This is a genomic window from Streptomyces sp. NPDC050439 (assembly GCF_040655335.1).
Classification (GTDB): domain Bacteria; phylum Actinomycetota; class Actinomycetes; order Streptomycetales; family Streptomycetaceae; genus Streptomyces.
In genome coordinates, this window is the sequence record NZ_JBFAJT010000009.1 from 108961 (window position 1) to 126678 (window position 17718).

Annotated in this window: 14 protein-coding genes and 1 tRNA gene; 9 read left to right on the plus strand and 6 right to left on the minus strand. The window is 71.2% G+C overall.

The window, feature by feature from the left end; all coding sequences use genetic code 11:
* The first annotated feature begins 6 nt into the window (after positions 1-6).
* Genes AB0I66_RS33025 through AB0I66_RS33035 form a run of 3 tightly spaced genes read left to right on the plus strand, consistent with a single transcriptional unit; the run spans position 7 to position 4780 of the window.
* The gene (locus tag AB0I66_RS33025; protein ID WP_363211663.1) at positions 7-2742 is read left to right on the plus strand and encodes a PEP/pyruvate-binding domain-containing protein; all 2736 of its coding nucleotides are present in this window, start codon (positions 7-9) and stop codon (positions 2740-2742) included.
* Between the two features lie 2 nt (positions 2743-2744).
* Positions 2745-3554, plus strand: coding sequence for a hypothetical protein (locus tag AB0I66_RS33030; protein ID WP_363211664.1), 810 nt, complete (start codon positions 2745-2747; stop codon positions 3552-3554).
* An 8-nt stretch (positions 3555-3562) separates the two neighbouring features.
* Entirely contained in the window at positions 3563-4780 is a 1218-nt protein-coding gene (locus AB0I66_RS33035; RefSeq protein ID WP_363211665.1) for a RedV protein, read from the plus strand.
* A 301-nt stretch (positions 4781-5081) separates the two neighbouring features.
* Here AB0I66_RS33035 and AB0I66_RS33040 read toward each other — a convergent pair whose 3' ends face one another.
* A complete protein-coding gene (locus tag AB0I66_RS33040) occupies positions 5082-6473 on the minus strand; it encodes a cystathionine beta-synthase (RefSeq protein WP_363211666.1) in 1392 nt (463 codons plus the stop codon).
* Positions 6474-6622: 149 nt separating this feature from the next.
* On the opposite strand from AB0I66_RS33040, the gene AB0I66_RS33045 reads away from it, so the two are divergent.
* The 3 genes from AB0I66_RS33045 (at position 6623) to AB0I66_RS33055 (ending at position 10245) form a co-directional block, all read left to right on the plus strand.
* Positions 6623-7645, plus strand: a complete 1023-nt coding sequence (locus AB0I66_RS33045; RefSeq protein ID WP_363211667.1) for an SGNH/GDSL hydrolase family protein — start codon at positions 6623-6625, stop codon at positions 7643-7645.
* Between the two features lie 318 nt (positions 7646-7963).
* The gene (locus tag AB0I66_RS33050) at positions 7964-9184 is read left to right on the plus strand and encodes an acetyl-CoA C-acetyltransferase (RefSeq protein WP_363211668.1); all 1221 of its coding nucleotides are present in this window, start codon (positions 7964-7966) and stop codon (positions 9182-9184) included.
* A gap of 233 nt (positions 9185-9417) precedes the next feature.
* Positions 9418-10245, plus strand: coding sequence for a hypothetical protein (locus AB0I66_RS33055; protein WP_363211669.1), 828 nt, complete (start codon positions 9418-9420; stop codon positions 10243-10245).
* 42 nt (positions 10246-10287) lie between these two features.
* On the opposite strand, the gene AB0I66_RS33060 is transcribed toward AB0I66_RS33055, so the two are convergent.
* The gene (locus AB0I66_RS33060; RefSeq protein ID WP_363211969.1) at positions 10288-10569 is read right to left on the minus strand and encodes a hypothetical protein; all 282 of its coding nucleotides are present in this window, start codon (positions 10567-10569) and stop codon (positions 10288-10290) included.
* A gap of 132 nt (positions 10570-10701) precedes the next feature.
* On the opposite strand from AB0I66_RS33060, the gene AB0I66_RS33065 reads away from it, so the two are divergent.
* Positions 10702-10932 (plus strand): DUF4287 domain-containing protein, encoded by a 231-nt coding sequence (locus AB0I66_RS33065; protein WP_361832622.1) that lies wholly within the window; start codon positions 10702-10704, stop codon positions 10930-10932.
* Between the two features lie 103 nt (positions 10933-11035).
* On the opposite strand, the gene AB0I66_RS33070 is transcribed toward AB0I66_RS33065, so the two are convergent.
* The 3 genes from AB0I66_RS33070 to AB0I66_RS33080 all read right to left on the minus strand — a co-directional run bounded on the left by AB0I66_RS33070 (position 11036) and on the right by AB0I66_RS33080 (position 14644).
* Positions 11036-11947 carry a Bax inhibitor-1/YccA family protein gene (locus tag AB0I66_RS33070; RefSeq protein WP_363211670.1) on the minus strand — a complete coding sequence of 304 codons (912 nt, stop codon included), beginning with the start codon at positions 11945-11947 and terminating at the stop codon, positions 11036-11038.
* A gap of 66 nt (positions 11948-12013) precedes the next feature.
* A complete protein-coding gene (locus AB0I66_RS33075) occupies positions 12014-13411 on the minus strand; it encodes an MFS transporter (RefSeq protein WP_363211671.1) in 1398 nt (465 codons plus the stop codon).
* Between the two features lie 54 nt (positions 13412-13465).
* Positions 13466-14644 (minus strand): 4-hydroxybenzoate 3-monooxygenase, encoded by a 1179-nt coding sequence (locus tag AB0I66_RS33080; RefSeq protein WP_363211672.1) that lies wholly within the window; start codon positions 14642-14644, stop codon positions 13466-13468.
* A gap of 147 nt (positions 14645-14791) precedes the next feature.
* Here AB0I66_RS33080 and AB0I66_RS33085 point away from each other — a divergent pair, with 147 nt between their 5' ends.
* On the plus strand, positions 14792-16429 hold the full coding sequence (locus AB0I66_RS33085; RefSeq protein WP_363211673.1) for an IclR family transcriptional regulator C-terminal domain-containing protein: 1638 nt from the start codon (positions 14792-14794) through the stop codon (positions 16427-16429).
* 22 nt (positions 16430-16451) lie between these two features.
* Here AB0I66_RS33085 and AB0I66_RS33090 read toward each other — a convergent pair.
* Positions 16452-16534, minus strand: a tRNA-Leu gene (locus AB0I66_RS33090).
* Between the two features lie 387 nt (positions 16535-16921).
* Here AB0I66_RS33090 and AB0I66_RS33095 point away from each other — a divergent pair.
* On the plus strand, positions 16922-17692 hold the full coding sequence (locus AB0I66_RS33095; RefSeq protein WP_363211674.1) for an ABC transporter ATP-binding protein: 771 nt from the start codon (positions 16922-16924) through the stop codon (positions 17690-17692).
* The last annotated feature ends 26 nt before the right edge of the window (positions 17693-17718 follow it).

Below are 17718 nucleotides of genomic sequence, written 5' to 3' on the forward strand. Positions count from 1 at the left end.
GCCTGCATGACCGCCACCGACGGCACGCCGAACACGGAAACACCCGAGGACGACCCCGAGTTCGTCGTCATCCTCGGCAGCGGCACCCCGGTCGCCACCGAGCATCTGGGCGGCAAGGCCGCCCGGCTCGGCGAGATGATCGAGGCCGGGGTGCCGGTCCCGCCCGGGTTCTGTCTCACCACCCGGCTCTTCCAGCGCTTCATGGACGAATCGGGTCTCGCCGAGGAGATGCGCAGCGGCGACACCCCGATCCGCAAGGAGATCGTCGCCCGCGAACTCCCCGAGCCCATCGCCCGGCTGATCCTGGACGCGTACGCGGCGATGGGACGGCCGCGGGTCGCCGTGCGGTCCTCGGCGAGCAAGGAGGACTCGGCCGCCCAGTCCTTCGCCGGACAGCACGACACGTTGCTGGACGTCGGCGGGGACGAGGCGGTGCTGACCGCGGTGAAGGAGTGCTGGGCCTCGCTGTGGTCGGACCGGGCGACGGTCTACCGGGAGGGCGGCGAATCGGTCGGCGCCATGGCCGTGGTCGTCCAGGAAATGGTGCACGCGGACGTCAGCGGCGTTCTGTTCACCATCGACCCGATGGGCGGCAGGCCGCACCGCATGGTCGTGGAGTCCTGCTGGGGCCTGGGCGAGGGCCTGGTGTCGGGCAAGGTCACCAGCGACCTGTTCGTGGTGGACGACCGCACCCTGGAGGTCGTCGAGAAGCGGGTGCGGTACAAGGTCACCCAGTGCGCGGCCGTGGAACCCGGCCGGGTCGCCATGGTCAAGGTCGACACCGCCAAGCGGAACCGGGCCAGCCTCACCACCGAGCAGCTGGGTGAACTCGCCCGGCTCGCCGTCCAGGTGCGCGACAGCTACGGCACCGAGCAGGACATCGAGTGGGTGCTCAAGGACGGCCGGATCTCGCTGCTCCAGACCCGGCCCATCACCACCAGGCCGCGGCCGGCCGGCAAGCACAGCCCGTACATCAAGGACGTCCCCGACCACGTCCGGCAGAACACCATGTGGTCCCGCATGGACATCGGCGAGATCTTCGTCGGCGAGATGACCCCGCTCGGGCTGAGCTTCGCCCGCTACTACCAGCAGAACATCCACGGCGACTGCGTCCGGTCCATCGGCACGCGCGACACCGGCGACATGGATCTGCACATGGGCTACCTGCAGGGCCATGTGTACCTGAACGTCTCCTACACCTCGTACGTCCTCACCCAGAGCCCTCCCACCAAGGACGCGTCCGTCTTCACGGAACGCTTCGCCAGCGAGGAGGTGGACATGCCCTCCTACCGCTCTCCCTTCGGCCAGTTCACCAGCGGTCTGCGGAGCGTGGCCGCCGCCGGTGTCTGGGCGCGCAGCTTCGCCCTGGAGCTGGCCCGGATGCGCAGGCGCTGCGAGCGGATGGCTGACTCCCGCCACCGCGCGTACGACCGGGCCCGTGCCATCGACCTCAGCAAGCTGGACCGCGCCGAGCTGGGCCTCGAATTCCGTCGCTACCTGGCGTACTGCAACGCGATGAACGTGGGCTACATGCCCTACTACATCAACGCGTTCGCCTTCTACAGCGCGTTCTCCGACCTGTGCGGCCAGTGGCTCGGCGACAAGGGCACCAACCTGCAGAACCGCATCAAGACGGACATGTCGAATCTGCGGACCGTCGAATCCGCCCGTGAGCTCTGGGATCTCGCCCAGGCCGCCCGGCGGCGCCCAGAGGTGCTGCGGACGATCATGGAGTCCTCGCTGACGGACATCGAGGCCGAGCTGTGCGCCACCGATGACGGCCGCGACTTCTGGACGTCCTCCGTCCTGCCGTTCATGCGCGCCAACGGCACCCGCGGCAGCCAGGAGATGGAGCTCACCCACCCGCGCTGGGTGGACGATCCCGCCTACGTCTTCCAGATGGTCCGCCGCTACGCGCAGGACCAGGAGTTCTCCATCGACGACCTGCTGCGCGGCGACGCCACCGTCGCCCAGGAGGCCGAGGCCGCGCTGCGGGAACTGCCCGCGGTGAAGCGGGCCGTGCTGCGGAAGATCATGTCGCTCTTCGCCACCTGCAGCGAACTGCGCGAGATCAGCCGGATGGCGATGGTCACCTCGGTCTGGCTGATCCGCACCGTCGTCTACGAGGTCGGCCGCCGCCTCGTGGAAGAGGGCGTCCTGCGCTCCGCGGACGAGATCGCTTACCTCGACTTCGAGGACATACGCACCTATCTCAACGGCAACCGCGCCGCGACCGAGATCTTCCCGCGGGCCCGCCTCGACGAGCGCCGGCGCACCCACGAGTACCACAGCCGGCTGCCCGAGCCGCCGCTCACCTTCATCGGCGAGTACGACGTCACCCAGGCCCTGCGCACACCGGACGACACCGCCCGCCTCGAGGGGCTCGGCTCCAGCCCCGGCAGGATCGTCGGCCGGGCGCGGATCATCGAGGACCTGGCCTGGCAGGCCGACGAGTTCCAGCCGGGCGAGATCCTCGTCGCCCGTTTCACCGACGCGTCCTGGACACCCCTGTTCGCCATCGCGGGCGGCGTCGTCACGGACATCGGCTCGATGCTGTCGCACAGCTCCATCGTGTCCCGCGAGTTCGGTCTGCCGTCGGTGGTGAACTGCAAGCACGCCACCCAGCGCATCAACACCGGGGACATGATCCTGGTGGACGGCGACGCCGGTCTGATCGAGGTGGTGCAGCCCGCCGGGTCCACGGACACGCCGGACGCGGCGGTCACGGAAACCGAGGACTGACCGTGCCCCGCACGCGACCGCGCGGCGGGCCCGCCGGGCGCCACGCGCTCCTGGCGGGCCTCGACCACCGGCTGCGGCTCGACCCCGCACGCCCGCTCCTCGTCCACCGGGCGCCGGGCCCTCTCACCTTCGCCGTGGTCTCCATCGCCTGGCTGCGGGCCCTGGAACCCGGCGTACGGGAGCGTCTCGCCGAGACCCGGCTGCACGCGTCCGAGCGTGGCTTCCTCCGCGGACTCACCCTGCCCAAGCGGCGCTCCGAGTGGCTGGCCGGCCGGCTCGCCCTCAAACACGCGGTCGCCGACCAGCTGCGCGGGAGTGACCCGTCGGCGCCCGGTGGCACGCGCGACCCGCGCGACATCGTCGTACGAACGGTCGCCGACGGCCCGCGTGCCGGGAAGCCGTTCGTCGAGGAGCCCGCGCACATCGCGCTCTCCCACTCGCTCGACTACGCCATCGCCGTCAGCGGCACCCGTCCGCTCGGCATCGACCTGGAGGGGCAGCCGATGGGGCCGTACGTCGCGCGGATGCTCGCCGTGCCCGGCGGCAGGCACGTCCCCGCCGGGCTGCGGCGGGTGGCGGGCATGCCGCTCGCGCTGCGCTGGGCCTGCCGGGAGGCCGTCGTCAAGTACACCGGCGTCGCCGGCCGGAGCGCGCTCAGCCAGACCACGGTCACCGACTGGCTGCCCGACGGCACCTTCCGATGGTCCCCCGGGGCCGCCCTGCTCCAGCACTCCCGTGGAGCCGAATCCCTGCCGGCCCACGGCTGGGCACGACAACTCGGCTCGTACGCACTGGCCGTCACATGGAGGTAAGACCCGCCGTGGTCACCGCAGATCTCACTTCGTCCCGCATCCTGGTCACCTGCAGTGACTTCACCCGGGCGCTGCAGACCGCTGCCGAGACGGCCCGGCTCGCCCCGTCCTCGCACAACTGCCAGCCCTGGGCGCTGGTCAGGCTGAGCGGCGCCCGGGCCCGCGCGAGCGCGGCCCGGCTGCTCGGCTCACCGGGCGGTTCGCTCCCACGGGACGACAGCGAGTACGTGGCCGTCGTCCTCGACCGGACCCGGCAACTGGACTCGCTGGCGTCGCACGAACTCGAGATGCAGCTGAGCTGCGGCGCGTTCACCCAGCTGCTCGTACAGGCCCTGGCCTGTCAGGGCTGGTGGCTGGAGCGCAGCGCGCTCACGGACGAGCCCGGAGGATGGGCGTACCGCTCCGTGCCCGCGCCCGTACGAGCGCTCCACGACCTCGGCTGGCGCCCCGGCTGGTCACTGCTCGCCGTCCTCGAACTCCGGTACGCGGGGATGCCCGAGGGAAGCCTGACGGAGTACCAGGAAGTCGCCGCGCGCCGCCGGACCAACCGCGGGCCCTATCTGGACCGGGCCGTCGACGCCGACGACATCGAGCAACTCCTCACCGCCACACCGGGGTTGTCCGCGGACGCGCCCGTCGGCATCCGGCACCTGCGCTCCCGCGAGGAGCGCGAGCGCTTCGTCGACTTCGTCGCCCGGCACGCCGACCGCGACTTCAGCGACGCGGCCGCCTGGCGCGAGACATACGGCTACGTCCGGCCCACCCGGGCCGAGGCCGCGCGCCGGGGCGACGGTTTCAGCCTGAGCCAGCTCTTCGGCCGCCTCCACCCGGTGCGCGCCATGATGCTGCGTACCGCGCTGCGGCCCACCACCATGCGGGCGCTCAAACACTTCGGCTATCCGCACATCCTGGCCGGCCGGCTCGCCGCCGCCGTCCGGCCCACGCCCGCCATCGTCGCCATGGGGTTCACCGAGACCTCGCCCAGCGCGGCCGACGCCCTGCGCGGCGGGGCCCGGCTCGCCGACTACTGGCTCGCCGCCACGCGCCGCGGGCTTGCGCTCCATCCGATCAGCATCGTCCTCCAGCACGAGGACCTGCGCCTTCGGCTGCAGTCCACGCTGGCCCTGCCTGGGCGCACCTTCTTCATCAGCAGGCTCGGCCACCCCGGGTCCGGCTTCCCGCCGGCTCCCCGCCGGGCCCCGGACAGCTTCACCCACACCCTGTAGGCGGTCGTCGCGCGGGCGGCGCGGCACGTATACGAAGTTCATGCGCGGGGACCGCCGCACCCCCGGTTCACCGGGGGGCGGGACGACGGCGGTCCCCGCGGGGGACCTGGGCCGGGTCAGGACCGGGCCCACGTCCGGGCGTTCAGAGGTCCGGGAGCCGCTCCGGAGTTCCTGTACGCCGCCAACCACCAATGTGCCGCAGGCGTGTTAAGCGGGTGCTGCGCGGACGTGTCGCGCTCGTACCACTTCCGCGAAGTTCGCCCCACGCCGCACCGCTCGCGGCGCGGGGCGCACCCGGCGGCTACTGGCCCTGCTGCTCCGCGAGGAAGGCCAGCAGGTCCTGACGGCTCACCACGCCGGTCGGCTTGCCCTCGACCAGGACAATCGCCGCGTCGGCCCTGCCGAGCACCGACATCAGGTCGGCGACCGGTTCGCCGGAGCCGACCTGCGGAAGCGGGTCCGACATGTGCTTCTCCAGCGGGTCGCCGAGCGAGGCGCGCTGCGCGAACAAGGCGTCCAGGAGCTCGCGTTCGACGACGGAGCCGATGACCTCCGCGGCCATCACGTCCGGGTGGCCGGCGCCCGGCTTGACGATGGGCATCTGCGAGACGCCGTACTCCCGCAGTACGTCGATGGCCTCGCCGACCGTCTCCTCCGGGTGCATGTGGACGAGTGAGGGCAGCTCGCCACCCTCCTTGCGGCGCAGTACGTCACCGACGCGAGGCGCGTCGCCCGCCTGCTCCAGGAACCCGTAGTCGTTCATCCACTCGTCGCTGAAGATCTTGCTCATGTAGCCGCGACCGGAGTCGGGCAGCAGCACGACCACGACGTCGTCGGGCCCGAGCCGCTCGGCCACCCGCAGCGCGGCCACGACGGCCATCCCGCAGGACCCGCCGACGAGCAGCCCCTCCTCCTTCGCTAGCCGCCGCGTCATCTGGAAGGAGTCCTTGTCGGACACCGCGATGATCTCGTCGGTCACGTTCCGGTCGTACGCCGTCGGCCAGAAGTCCTCGCCGACCCCCTCGACGAGGTAGGGGCGCCCGGAGCCCCCGGAGTACACGGACCCCTCGGGGTCGGCGCCGACGACGGTGACCCGCCCCTCGGAGATCTCCTTCAGATACCCGCCCGTCCCGGAGATGGTGCCGCCGGTCCCGATGCCCGCCACGAAATGGGTGATCTTCCCTTCCGTCTGCTCCCACAGCTCAGGGCCGGTGGAGTGGTAGTGGGAAAGGGGATTGTTCGGGTTGCTGTACTGGTCGGGCTTCCAGGCGCCGGGCGTCTCGCGCACGAGGCGGTCGGAGACGTTGTAGTACGAGTCCGGGTGCTCGGGGTCGACCGCGGTGGGGCAGACGACCACGTCGGCGCCGTACGCCCGCAGGACGTTGATCTTGTCGAGCGACACCTTGTCCGGGCACACGAAGATGCACTTGTAGCCCTTCTGCTGGGCCACGATGGCGAGGCCGACCCCGGTGTTGCCGGAGGTGGGCTCGACGATGGTGCCGCCGGGCTTCAGCTCCCCGCTCTGCTCGGCCGCCTCGATCATGCGCAGCGCGATGCGGTCCTTCACGGAACCGCCGGGGTTGAAGTACTCGACCTTGGCCAGGACGGTCGCCTGAATGCCCGTGGTCACGTTGTTGAGCCTCACCAGCGGGGTGTTGCCGACGAGACTGATCATCGAGTCGTGGAATTGCACCGTTGTCTCCGGGCTGCGATGTAGTGCGACGAATGGGTGTCGTCAGCCTAAGGGTCCCGTTCAGTCGTTCACCTCCGCTTGCGATTGGCCGACCGTCCTTACGGGGCAATGAGTTGATGTAGGGCGGTACGAGGAGGTGGCTGCAGGGCATGTCGAGGGCGAGGGTGGCGCGGCGGATCGCGGCGGGCGCGGCTTACGGCGGCGGAGGTATCGGGCTGCTCGGAGCGGCAGCCGTGGGAGTGGTCCTCGCGGAGGTCCAGCTGGCGAAGCGGTCCGTCGGGAACAGCGGGGAGCATCCGGCTCCACCGCGGGCGGACGGGCGGTACGGCTGGGGCTACGCGGACCGGCAGGACGGGGCTGAGCCCTTGCGGTTCGCGATGCTCGGCGATTCCACGGCGGCGGGGCAGGGTGTGTACCGGGCCAGGCAGACCCCCGCCGCGCTGCTGGCGGCGGGGCTCGCGGCGGTGGCCGAGCGGCCGGTGGAGCTGCGGAACGTGGCGCTGCCGGGCGCCCAGTCGGACGACCTCGACCGCCAGGTGACGCTGCTCCTCGCCGACCTCGCGTCGTGGGCGCCGGACGTGTGCGTCGTGATGATCGGCGCGAACGACGTGACGCACCGGATGCCCGCGACGCGGTCCGTGCGCCTTCTGGCGTCGGCGGTGCGCAGGCTGCGGACGGCGGGCGCGGAGGTGGTGGTCGGAACCTGCCCCGACCTGGGGACGGTGGAGAACGTCTACCAGCCCCTGCGCTGGATGGCCCGGCGGGTGTCGCGCCAGCTGGCCGCCGCGCAGACCATCGGGGTGGTCGAGCAGGGCGGCCGCACGGTCTCGCTCGGGGACCTGCTCGGCCCCGAGTTCCTGGCGAACCCCCGGGAGCTGTTCGGTCCCGACAACTACCACCCCTCCGCGGAGGGGTACGCGACCGCGGCGATGGCGGTGCTGCCGACGCTGTGCGCCTCGCTGGGCCTGTGGCCGGAGGAGGAGCGCCCCGACGTGTCGCGGCGCGAAGGCTTCCTGCCGGTGGCGCGGGCTGCCGCGCAGGCCGCGTCGGAGGGCGGCACGGAGGTGGCCGCCGCGATGCCCACGGGCCCACGAGGCCCCTGGGCCCTCATCAAACGCCGACGCCGCCGCCGTATCCACCACACCCCGGACCCTTCTCCGCTGCCGCAGTAGCCCTGCGGGGGTCCCGGTCTGCCACCGGCCGGTGGGGCGCTGCGTGCCGCCCCACCTTGTCCCGCCGGGCAACGGGGCGGGCATGGCTTCAATGCCGGGTGAACGGGTGGGTGGGTGGGGGAAAGCCGCCGCGCAGCGGTGGGCTGGAGTGGTGGTGCAGCGGCGGGCCGGCGTAGGCACCGGTCAAGGCGACCCCGCCAGCCTGAGCAAGCGCTTAGAAAAATGCGGCCCGCATCACAGTCCCCGCCCGATGACCTATGGCGATACGTGCAGGTAACTTCCCAAGGAGTCCTGCCCCCTCGCCCCAGGAGTTCCGTGATGCCCGAAGCCGTGATCGTCTCCGCCGCCCGCACCCCGATCGGCCGCGCCTTCAAGGGCTCCCTGAAGGATCTGCGGCCGGACGACCTGACCGCCACGATCATCGAGGCCGCCCTCGCCAAGGTCCCCGAGCTGGACCCGAAGCTCATCGACGACCTGATGCTCGGCTGTGGTCTGCCCGGCGGCGAGCAGGGGCACAACCTCGGCCGCATCGTCGCCGTACAGATGGGCATGGACCACCTGCCGGGCTGCACCATCACCCGGTACTGCTCCTCCTCCCTGCAGACCTCCCGCATGGCCCTGCACGCCATCAAGGCCGGGGAGGGCGACGTCTTCATCTCCGCCGGCGTGGAGATGGTCTCCCGCAGCGTGAAGGGGTCGAGCGACGGACTTCCCGACACCCACAACCCCCTCTTCGCCGACGCCGAGGCCCGCACCGAGGCCGTGTCGAAGACCGAGGGCGCGGACTGGCACGACCCCCGCGAGGACGGCCTGATCCCGGACGCCTACATCTCGATGGGGCAGACCGCCGAGAACCTGGCCCGCGCCAAGGGCGTCACCCGCAAGGACATGGACGAGTTCGGCGTCCGGTCCCAGAACCTCGCCGAGGAAGCCATCAAGAACGGCTTCTGGGAGCGGGAGATCACCCCGGTGACGACCCCCGACGGCACCGTCGTCAGCAAGGACGACGGCCCCCGCGCCGGCGTCACCCTCGAAGGCGTCGAGGGCCTCAAGCCCGTCTTCCGCCCCGACGGCCTCGTCACCGCGGGCAACTGCTGCCCGCTCAACGACGGCGCCGCCGCCCTCGTGATCATGAGCGACACCAAGGCCCGCGAGCTCGGCCTGACCCCGCTGGCCCGCATCGTCTCCACCGGCGTCACCGGCCTCTCCCCCGAGATCATGGGCCTCGGCCCGGTCGAGGCGTCGAAGCAGGCCCTGTCCCGCGCCGGTCTCACCGTCGACGACATCGACCTCTTCGAGATCAACGAGGCCTTCGCCGCCCAGGTGATCCCCTCCTACCGCGACCTGAACATCCCGCTCGACAAGCTGAACGTCAACGGCGGCGCCATCGCGGTGGGCCACCCCTTCGGCATGACCGGCGCCCGCATCACCGGCACCCTCATCAACAGCCTCCAGTTCCACGACAAGCAGTTCGGTCTGGAGACGATGTGCGTCGGCGGCGGCCAGGGCATGGCCATGGTCATCGAGCGCCTCAGCTGACCCTCTGACCCCCGCGAATCCCTCACGTCTCCATTGATTCGTGACTCAATCTCCCCCAGGATGTGACCTATCTCCTGGGGGAGATGCATATGCCCAGCTCAGAGCCCATCTGTGGATAAACACCGGGCCGAAAGACCTGTCCAATTCGTGACGTAATGCACTGACAGGTGGATCGTGCAGGCTTCAAGCTGATGTAGGAAGTCGGGGGTCGACTTGAAACCGGGAGTACGTCAGTGAGCGCTCTGCCTATTGCCTTGCTGCTCTCCACGGCCGCTGCCACGGCCGTGGGTGCCGCCGCCCTGCACGCCGTGCACGGGCTGCGGAAGCAGCTTGCCGAAATCACCGCCCTGCGCACCGAGCTGGTTCAGAGCCACTCGGCGACCGCGCACGCCACCGTGCCCGCCGCCCGCACCACTCCGGACACCGACGAGATACGCACGGCTGTCGCCGAGGCCCTCGCCGAGGAACGGGAGCGCGAGCTGGCCGAGGCGCGGGCCTTCTGGGCCGCCCAGGAAGCCCGTGACGCGTCGGACGCGCCCTCCCTGCTGAGCGGCCTGCCCGGCCTCTCCGACATGGCCGACGAGCTGTTCCTGCCCCGCCAGGCGGACCTCGCCGGCCTGGAGTCGGACAGCCTGGAGCCGGTCATCGAGCCGTACGCGGACCCGGTCGACGAGTTCGCGGGCGACTCGCCCGAGCTGGCCGCGGCCCGCCGCCGCCACCCCTCGCACCCGGACTTCGTGCCGGTCCAGTCCCCCGTCAACGGCGACCACGAGCGCACTGTCGCCTGTCTTGAGGAACTGGCCGACGCCCGCACGGCGCTCGCCGACGTCCGCCCGGGCCCGCTCGGCACACTGGACGTCTACGTCTTCGCCGACGGCACCACGCTCTGCATGACGCCGGGCCACCGCGAGACCGCGGAGCTGCTCGCCGACGCCCTGCGCGACGGCCACACCCCGGTCCTGCTGGGCGGCTCCGGAGTCTCCGGCGCCTACGCACTGACCTTCGAGTGCGGCACCGAGAACGTCTACATCCTGGCCGACCGCGTCATCGCGTCGGTCTGACCGAAGCGGCCCCGGCGTCCGCCGGGGTCGGCCCACACCCCGTCACACCCCGGCGCGCTTCTGCGCCTTCTCCACGAGCGTCAGCGCCTCCGCGAGCTGACCCTCGTCGTCGAGCACAAGGGCCAGATCCCGCCCCGCCACCGTGATCTGGTCGGCCGCCGCGAACATCCCGGCGTCCGGCATCTCCCGTGGCTCCGCGTCCGGCACCTCGATCCGCTGCGCCCACGCCGCCAGTTCCCTGGCCAGAGCGAGCGCCTCGGTCGCCGCCCCCCGCTGCAGGCGGCTCTGCGGGGCGGCCCGCAAGCGGTCGGCGAATTGGTCCACTGCGGCCGTCAAAGGCGTCGTATCAAGCACCCGGCGACCTTATGCGCCTGGGCGGGACTGTTGCCAACGTCCCGACGCTCAGGCACGGTGGCGTGAAGGACGGAACACATCGCGACGCGTCCGGAGGCGCCGATGTCACAAGTCTTCTCCGAGGAGACCCACCGCAACCTGATCGCCCGAATCCCCCACTGCACCGGTCGTGAGATCTCCGACTGGATCCGCGCCGTGGACGAAGGCCCTTCTCTCTTCCGCTTCGAGGAGAAGGTCAGCTGGCTCCGCGCGGAGCACAACCTGGCTTATGGGCACGCCAAGGCAATCATTCACGAGTACGACTTGCGCCGGGCCGCGCGCAAGCTGCTCTGACTCCCCTGTCCCCCTCACACACCACTCACCCACCACTCACCCACAACGGCGAAGGGCCCCGCGGAACATGCGTTCCGCGGGGCCCTTCGTCGAGTCGGGCGCGTCAGTCGTTGCCCTGCAGGATGGCGATCAGACGCAGGAACTCGAGGTAGATCCAGACGAGCGTCATCGTCAGGCCGAACGCCGCGAGCCAGGCCTCTTCCTTCGGCGCGCCGTACGCGATGCCGTCCTCGACCTGCTTGAAGTCCAGGGCCAGGAAGCACGCGCCGAGCAGGATGCCGACGATGCCGAAGACGATGCCGAGGCCGCCGCTGCGGAAGCCGAGGCCGTCACCGCCGCCGAAGACCATGAACAGCAGGTTCACGGCGGTAAGGAGCAGGAAGCCCATCGCCGCGGCCATCACGAAGCCGTAGAAGCGACGGTTGACGCGAATCCAGCCCGCCTTGTAGGCGATCAGGACACCGGCGAAGACGGCCATCGTGCCGAGCACGGCCTGCATGGCCGCGCCGTCCGCGATGCGGTTGTCGACGACGCTGGAGACGACACCGAGGAAGACACCTTCCAGGGCGGCGTACGCCAGGATCAGCGCGGGCGATGCCTTGCGCTTGAACGCCTGCACCAGGCCGAGCACCATCGCGACGAGGCCTGCGCCGATCGCGATGCCGTACGACTTGCTGATGTTGGCGTCGTCCACCGGCAGCAGTGCCCAGGCGAGGGCGGCCGTCACCAGGAGCGTGCCGAGCGTGGTGGCCGTACGCAGGACGACGTCGTCCATCGTCATGCGGCCTGCGGTGGTTACGGGCGCCTGGGGGGCGCCGTGCTGCAGGTCCTGCTGGGCGTACGGGTTCGTCGCGTACGGATTGGTGGGCGCCTGCTGGGCACCCGCGTACGGGTTGCCCTGCTGGGTCTGCGTCCCGACGGCGGGTCCCCCGGCCTGCGGCTGCGTGCCGAAGCCCGCGTAGCCGTTGTCGCGGCTGAACCCCCGTCGCGAGAAGACCGGGTTACTGCTCCTCATTTCACTCCTCCATGGCCACCGTGTGTGGCTTTGGCTCAAGAGTAATGCGTAGGCAAAAGGAAGACCCTAGTGCTTGGGGAGGATCTTTCCCTCCTTGTGACCAAGAACGTTCGGCCCAGTGCTCTCTGTTCCCGGTGAGACGGGCGATACTCCCTCGTCGGCCGGGGTGCGGCGGCTGCGCCGGACGAGTGGCACCAGCGAGATCGCGACAGCTCCGAGGACGGCGGCCACGGCGAACGTGGTGAATCCGAGGGACGCGTTTCCGCCGGAGACGACGGCGCCTCCCAGCCACGGTCCGACGACGGCCCCGGTGCGTCCGACGCCGGTGATCCAGCCGAGCCCGGTGGCGCGCTGGGCGGGGGTGTAGACGGACGGGGCGGAGGCGTAGACCATCACCTGCGCCGAGAACAGCCAGATGCCGGTGACGAAGACGACTCCGTACGCGACACCGAGCGGCAGCTCCGCCTTGAGCAGGAACGCGCCGCAGGCGGTGAGCAGGAACCAGATCGCGGAGATCCGCACGGCGCCGAACCTGTCCGCCATCCGCCCCGCGACCAGCATGCCGACGATGCCGCCCGCGTTGATCACCATGAGGAAGGTGACGGAGGAGGAGAGGGAGTAGCCGGAGGCGCGCATCAGCTCGGGGAGCCAGGTGGAGACCCCGTAGACCAGGAGCAGACCGGCGAAGGAAGCCAGCCACAGGAGCGGCGTCGCGAACCGCTGGCCGGGGCCGAAGAGCGAGGCGACGGCGGCGAAGCGGCCCTTGGCGCCCGCCTCGGGGGCTTCGGCGAGGGTCGGGGACGGCAGCAGGTACCGGGCGGCGACGGCCTCGGCCTCGGTGGTGCGGCCCTTGGCGAGCAGCACGCCGGGCGATTCGGGCAGCCACTTCAGTACGAGGGGGATGGCGACGGCCGCGGGGATGACGCCCGCCCAGAAGACGACGCGCCAGCCGTGGTCGGGCCCGAGCCAGAGCCCGAGGCCCGTGGCCGCCATGCCGCCCGCGTGGTACGAGGTCATCATCAGGCCGGTGGCGAGCGCGGCCCTGCGCGGCGGCGCGAACTCGGCGACGATCGCGAGGCTGATCGGCATCAGGCCGCCGAGCCCGAGCCCGGCGATGAACCGGCCGCCTCCGAAGACGGCGGCGGTGGGCGCGAGCGCACAGATCGCGGAGCCCAGGGAGAACAGCGCGACGCTGCCCGTGACCATCGGCTTGCGCCCGATCCAGTCGGTGAGCGTGCCGCAGCCGAGGGCGCCGATGAGCATGCCGAAGGTGGTCCAGGAGCCGATGGTGCCGGCGGTCGACGTGGTGAAGCCGAAGTCCTTGTCGTCGATGAGATGCGGCATCACGGCGCCGTAGATGTTGACGTCCATGCCGTCGAAGAAGACGACGAGCCAGCACAGGGCTATGACGGGGACGACGGATCTGAAGGTCCGCTGGGGCGCGGCACCTCGGGGAGCGGTCACGGGGCTCTCACTTCTTTGTGGGACCTGGTGGGGACGGGGGTTTTCGCGGCGGGCTCAGTCGAGCGGGAAGCCCGTGTAGCTCTCGGCGAGGTCGGTCTCCGCCGCGCGGGCGGTGGTGATGCGGTCCAGCTGGGCGAGCTGGATGCGGTCGTCGAAGGGGGTGGCTTCGGGAGCGCGGTGCAGCATCGTGGTCATGGCGTACGAGAAGCGCTCGGCCTGCCAGACGCGGCGCAGGCAGGTCGCGGAGTACGCCTCCATGCGGGCGTCGGAGCCGGTGTCGCGGAGTTCGGTGAGCGCGCGGGCGAAGGTGACGACGTCGCCGACGGCGAGGTTGAGGCCCTTGGCGCCGGTGGGCGGGACGATGTGGGCGGCGTCCCCGGCGAGGAAGACGCGTCCGTGCCGCATGGGCTCGTGGACCTGGCTGCGCATGGGCGTGACGGACTTGGCGGTGATGGGCCCGCGCTTGAGGGTCCACTGCGGGTCGTCCGTCTCCAGGCGGCGGTCGAGCTCGTCCCAGATCTCCTCGTCGCCCCAGTCGGCGGCGTCGGTGCCCGCCGGGACCTGGAGGTAGGCGCGCGTGACGGCCGGGGAGCGCATGGAGAGCAGCGCGAAGCCGCGGTCGTGGCGGGCGTAGACGAGCTCGTCGTGCGAGGGCGGCACGTCGGCGAGGATGCCGAGCCAGCCGAAGGGGTACGTCCGCTCGAAGACCCGGGAGACGTCGGCGGGCACGGCCTTGCGGGCCACGCCCCAGGAGCCGTCGCAGCCCACCACGTAGTCGCACTCCAGGACGTCCTCGCGGCCCTGGTGGCGGAAGCGGACGCGCGGGTTCTCCGTCTCGGCGCCCTCCACGGCGAGCGCCTCCGCCTCGAACAGCAGCGGGCCCCCGGCGGCGAGCTGCAGGGCTATGAGGTCCTTGCAGACCTCGGTCTGTGCGTAGACCATCACGGATCGGCCGCCGGTCAGCGCGGGGAAGTCGACGCGGTGCCTGCGGCGGTCGAAGCGCAGCTCGATGCCGTCGTGCGGGATGCCCTCGCGGTCCATGCGGGCCGCGGCGCCCGCCTCGCGCAGGACGTCGACGGTGCCCTGTTCCAGGATTCCGGCGCGCTGGCGCTGTTCGACGTAGGCGCGGTCCCGGGTCTCCAGGACGACGGAATCGATGCCCGCGTTGTGCAGCAGGCGGGCGAGGAGCAGGCCCGCCGGTCCGGCTCCGATGATTCCGACGGTGGTACGCATCGGCCGACCCCTCCACTTGTTCGACAACTGCCACTTGTTCGCCTGGTGAACTTTCGTTCATAATGTGCTGACGGGAGTCTCCGACCGGACCCAGCGGCTGTCAACGGTTGCGAGGCACCTGATTTCCGCCGTGCGAGGAGCGAGGCCATGCCAGAAGAGTCCGTACGCCCCCTGGAGCGCGGTCTCGCGGTGCTTCGCGCCCTCGCGGTCGCCGAACAGGTCAGGGCGGGCGACCTCGTGCGCGCGACCGGCCTCGCGCGTTCGACCGTGGACCGGGTCGTGGCGACCCTGGCCCGCCTGGGCTACGTACGCGAGCACGGCCAGGAACTCCACCTCACGCCCCGCCTGATGGAGCTCGGCAACGCCTACCTGGCGGCGAGCGGGCTGAGCGGCGAGGTCGCGGCGCGCACCGCCCGGCTCGCGGACGAGCTGGACGAGTCGGTGTCCCTGGCGGTGCCGGACGGCGACGGCGTCCGCTTCATCACGCAGGCCGCGCGGCGCCGAGCGATGTCGGTGGCCTTCCGCATCGGCGACCTGCTCCCCGCCGAACGGTGCGCGCCGGGCGCGCTGTTCGCCGCCGAGTGGGACGAGGCGGCGTGGGCGGCCTGGCGGGCGCGCGTGGCCGCCGACCCCGAGGGCCACGCCTTCCCCGCGCTGCCGCCCGGCCCCGCGTCCCCGCCCCCGGACCTCGCGGAACGGGTGGAGCGCTCGCGCGAGACGGGCTGGGCCCTGGACGACCAGCTGATCGAGCCGGGCCTGATCGCGACGGCGGTCCCGGTGCGCGACGCGGCGGGCCGCCCGCGGTACGCCCTGTCCGCGGTGAGCCACACCAGCAGACACACGGCGCGGGGCCTCGCGGAGCTCGTGCTGCCACGACTCCGCGAGGAGGCGGCGCACCTGGAGTCACTCCCGACCGTCACACCGCCGTACACAGAACCGGAGTTGACACCCGCTCAGCCGCCGGACACGGTCGGCGCCAAGGTCGAACTCGGCCCCGGCTTCCTCCAGTCGCTGGCCCGCGGCCTCGGCGTCCTGCGCGCCCTGGGCGCGGCCCACGGCGACGGCCTGCCTCTCACCGCCATCGCCGCCGCCACCGGCCTGCCACGGGCCACCGCACGCCGCTGCCTGCACACCCTGGAACTTGAGGGGTACGCGGCGCACGACGGCCGCCTCCACCGCCCGCTCCCCCGCATCCTGGAACTCGGCTACGCCCGCCTCTCCCGCCTGGGCTTCGCCGACATCGCCGAGCCGCACCTGCGCCAACTGACGGGCCGCGTACACCAGTCGGCGTCGGTGACGGTGCTCGACGGCACGGACATCCTGTACGTGGCACGCGCGGCGACGGTCCGCGTCATGAGCGTCTACATCACGCTCGGCACACGCTTCCCCGCCTACCCCACGGCCATGGGCCGGGTCCTGCTCGCCGGGCTCCCCCGAGAGGACCGCGAACGCCTCCTGAAGGCGGCCCCGCCCCGCCCCCTTACCCACCGCACGGTCACCGACCCGACGACCCTGCACGCCGTCCTGGACCGCGCCGCGGCCGACGGCCACGCCACCGCGGACGAGGAACTGGAGGAGGGCCTGCGCTCGGTGGCCGTACCGATCAAGGACGCGAAGGGCCAGGTGATCGCCGCCCTGAACGTGGCACAGCACGCGGGGACCGCGCCACTGGAGGAGACCGTCGGGGCGCTGCTTCCCGCACTGCGCGAGACGGCGGCGGCCATCGAGGCGGACCTGCACACGGCCGCACGCTTCAACGGCGCACTGATGCCTTGGCGCTCGTGACCCGCCGAGGCCTTGGCGGAGGTGCCCGGAGCCGGACTTGAACCGGCACGCCCGCTAGGGGCAGCGAGGTTTAAGCTCGCCGTGTCTGCATTCCACCATCCGGGCAGGCCATGGGCTCCGCATCAAGTGATTCGACCCTATCGGGAGGCGTCCCCCGAACAGCGGAACAACAGCCCGATGTTGTCTTATTTTATTGACGTCTGAGGGTGCATCAGCCACCGGTACGGCCCATCGGTACATGCCGCAGGCCCTTCCACCGCTGTGCGGCCTCCGGGACGGAATGACGGAATTTAGCCGCCTACGCGCCGCGTGCGGGTCTCTGGTGAGTGCTACCTGCGTCAGGGACCGGGGTCATCCCCAGGTATGACACGAGCTCCCGGAGTCCGACTGCAGAGGGCCATCGGAACCGGAACAGCGGCTGACTACATGGCGCGGATCTGCCCGCACGATGGAGTACGTCCCCACTCGTCGTCCCGACAGGAGCACCACCCCGTGACCACCACCCCCTTCGCCGCCCGCAGCACCGCGGTGGCCGCACGCGCCACGGACCTCTCCAAGGTGTACGGACAGGGCGAGACCCAGGTGGTCGCCCTGGACCATGTCTCCGTCGACTTCGGGCAGGGTGAGTTCACCGCGATCATGGGCCCCTCGGGCTCCGGCAAGTCGACCCTGATGCACTGTGTCGCGGGGCTCGACAGCTTCAGCGGCGGCTCGGTGCGGATCGGTGAGACCGAGCTCTCCACCCTCAAGGACAAGCAGCTCACCAAGCTCCGCCGGGACAAGATCGGCTTCATCTTCCAGGCCTTCAACCTGCTGCCGACGCTGACGGCCCTGGAGAACATCACGCTGCCGATGGACATCGCGGGCCGCAAGCCGGACAAGCAGTGGCTGGAGCAGGTCATCTCGATGGTCGGCCTGGCGGGGCGGCTCAGCCACCGGCCGACCGAGCTCTCCGGCGGGCAGCAGCAGCGCGTCGCCGTGGCCCGCGCGCTCGCCTCGCAGCCCGACATCATCTTCGGCGACGAGCCAACCGGAAACCTGGACTCGCGCTCGGGCGCCGAGGTCCTGGGCTTCCTGCGCAACTCCGTGCGGGAGCTGGGCCAGACCGTCGTCATGGTCACCCACGACCCGGTGGCCGCGGCGTACGCGGACCGCGTGATCTTCCTCGCCGACGGCCGGATCGTCGACGAGATGCTCTCGCCGACGGCGGACGGCGTCCTCGACCGGATGAAGGACTTCGACGCCAAGGGGCGAACGAGCTAGCCGCCGACCCGCCCCTCCGCTTCTCG

What these genes read in the sequence shown, in the direction of transcription:
- AB0I66_RS33070 (WP_363211670.1), bottom strand. Translation starts at nt 11,947, where the DNA reads ATGAGGAGCAGTAACCCGGTCTTCTCGCGACGGGGGTTCAGCCGCGAC.
- AB0I66_RS33050 (WP_363211668.1), top strand. Translation starts at nt 7,964, where the DNA reads ATGCCCGAAGCCGTGATCGTCTCCGCCGCCCGCACCCCGATCGGCCGC.
- AB0I66_RS33045 (WP_363211667.1), top strand. Translation starts at nt 6,623, where the DNA reads ATGTCGAGGGCGAGGGTGGCGCGGCGGATCGCGGCGGGCGCGGCTTAC.
- AB0I66_RS33085 (WP_363211673.1), top strand. Translation starts at nt 14,792, where the DNA reads ATGCCAGAAGAGTCCGTACGCCCCCTGGAGCGCGGTCTCGCGGTGCTT.
- AB0I66_RS33080 (WP_363211672.1), bottom strand. Translation starts at nt 14,644, where the DNA reads ATGCGTACCACCGTCGGAATCATCGGAGCCGGACCGGCGGGCCTGCTC.
- AB0I66_RS33065 (WP_361832622.1), top strand. Translation starts at nt 10,702, where the DNA reads ATGTCACAAGTCTTCTCCGAGGAGACCCACCGCAACCTGATCGCCCGA.
- AB0I66_RS33025 (WP_363211663.1), top strand. Translation starts at nt 7, where the DNA reads ATGACCGCCACCGACGGCACGCCGAACACGGAAACACCCGAGGACGAC.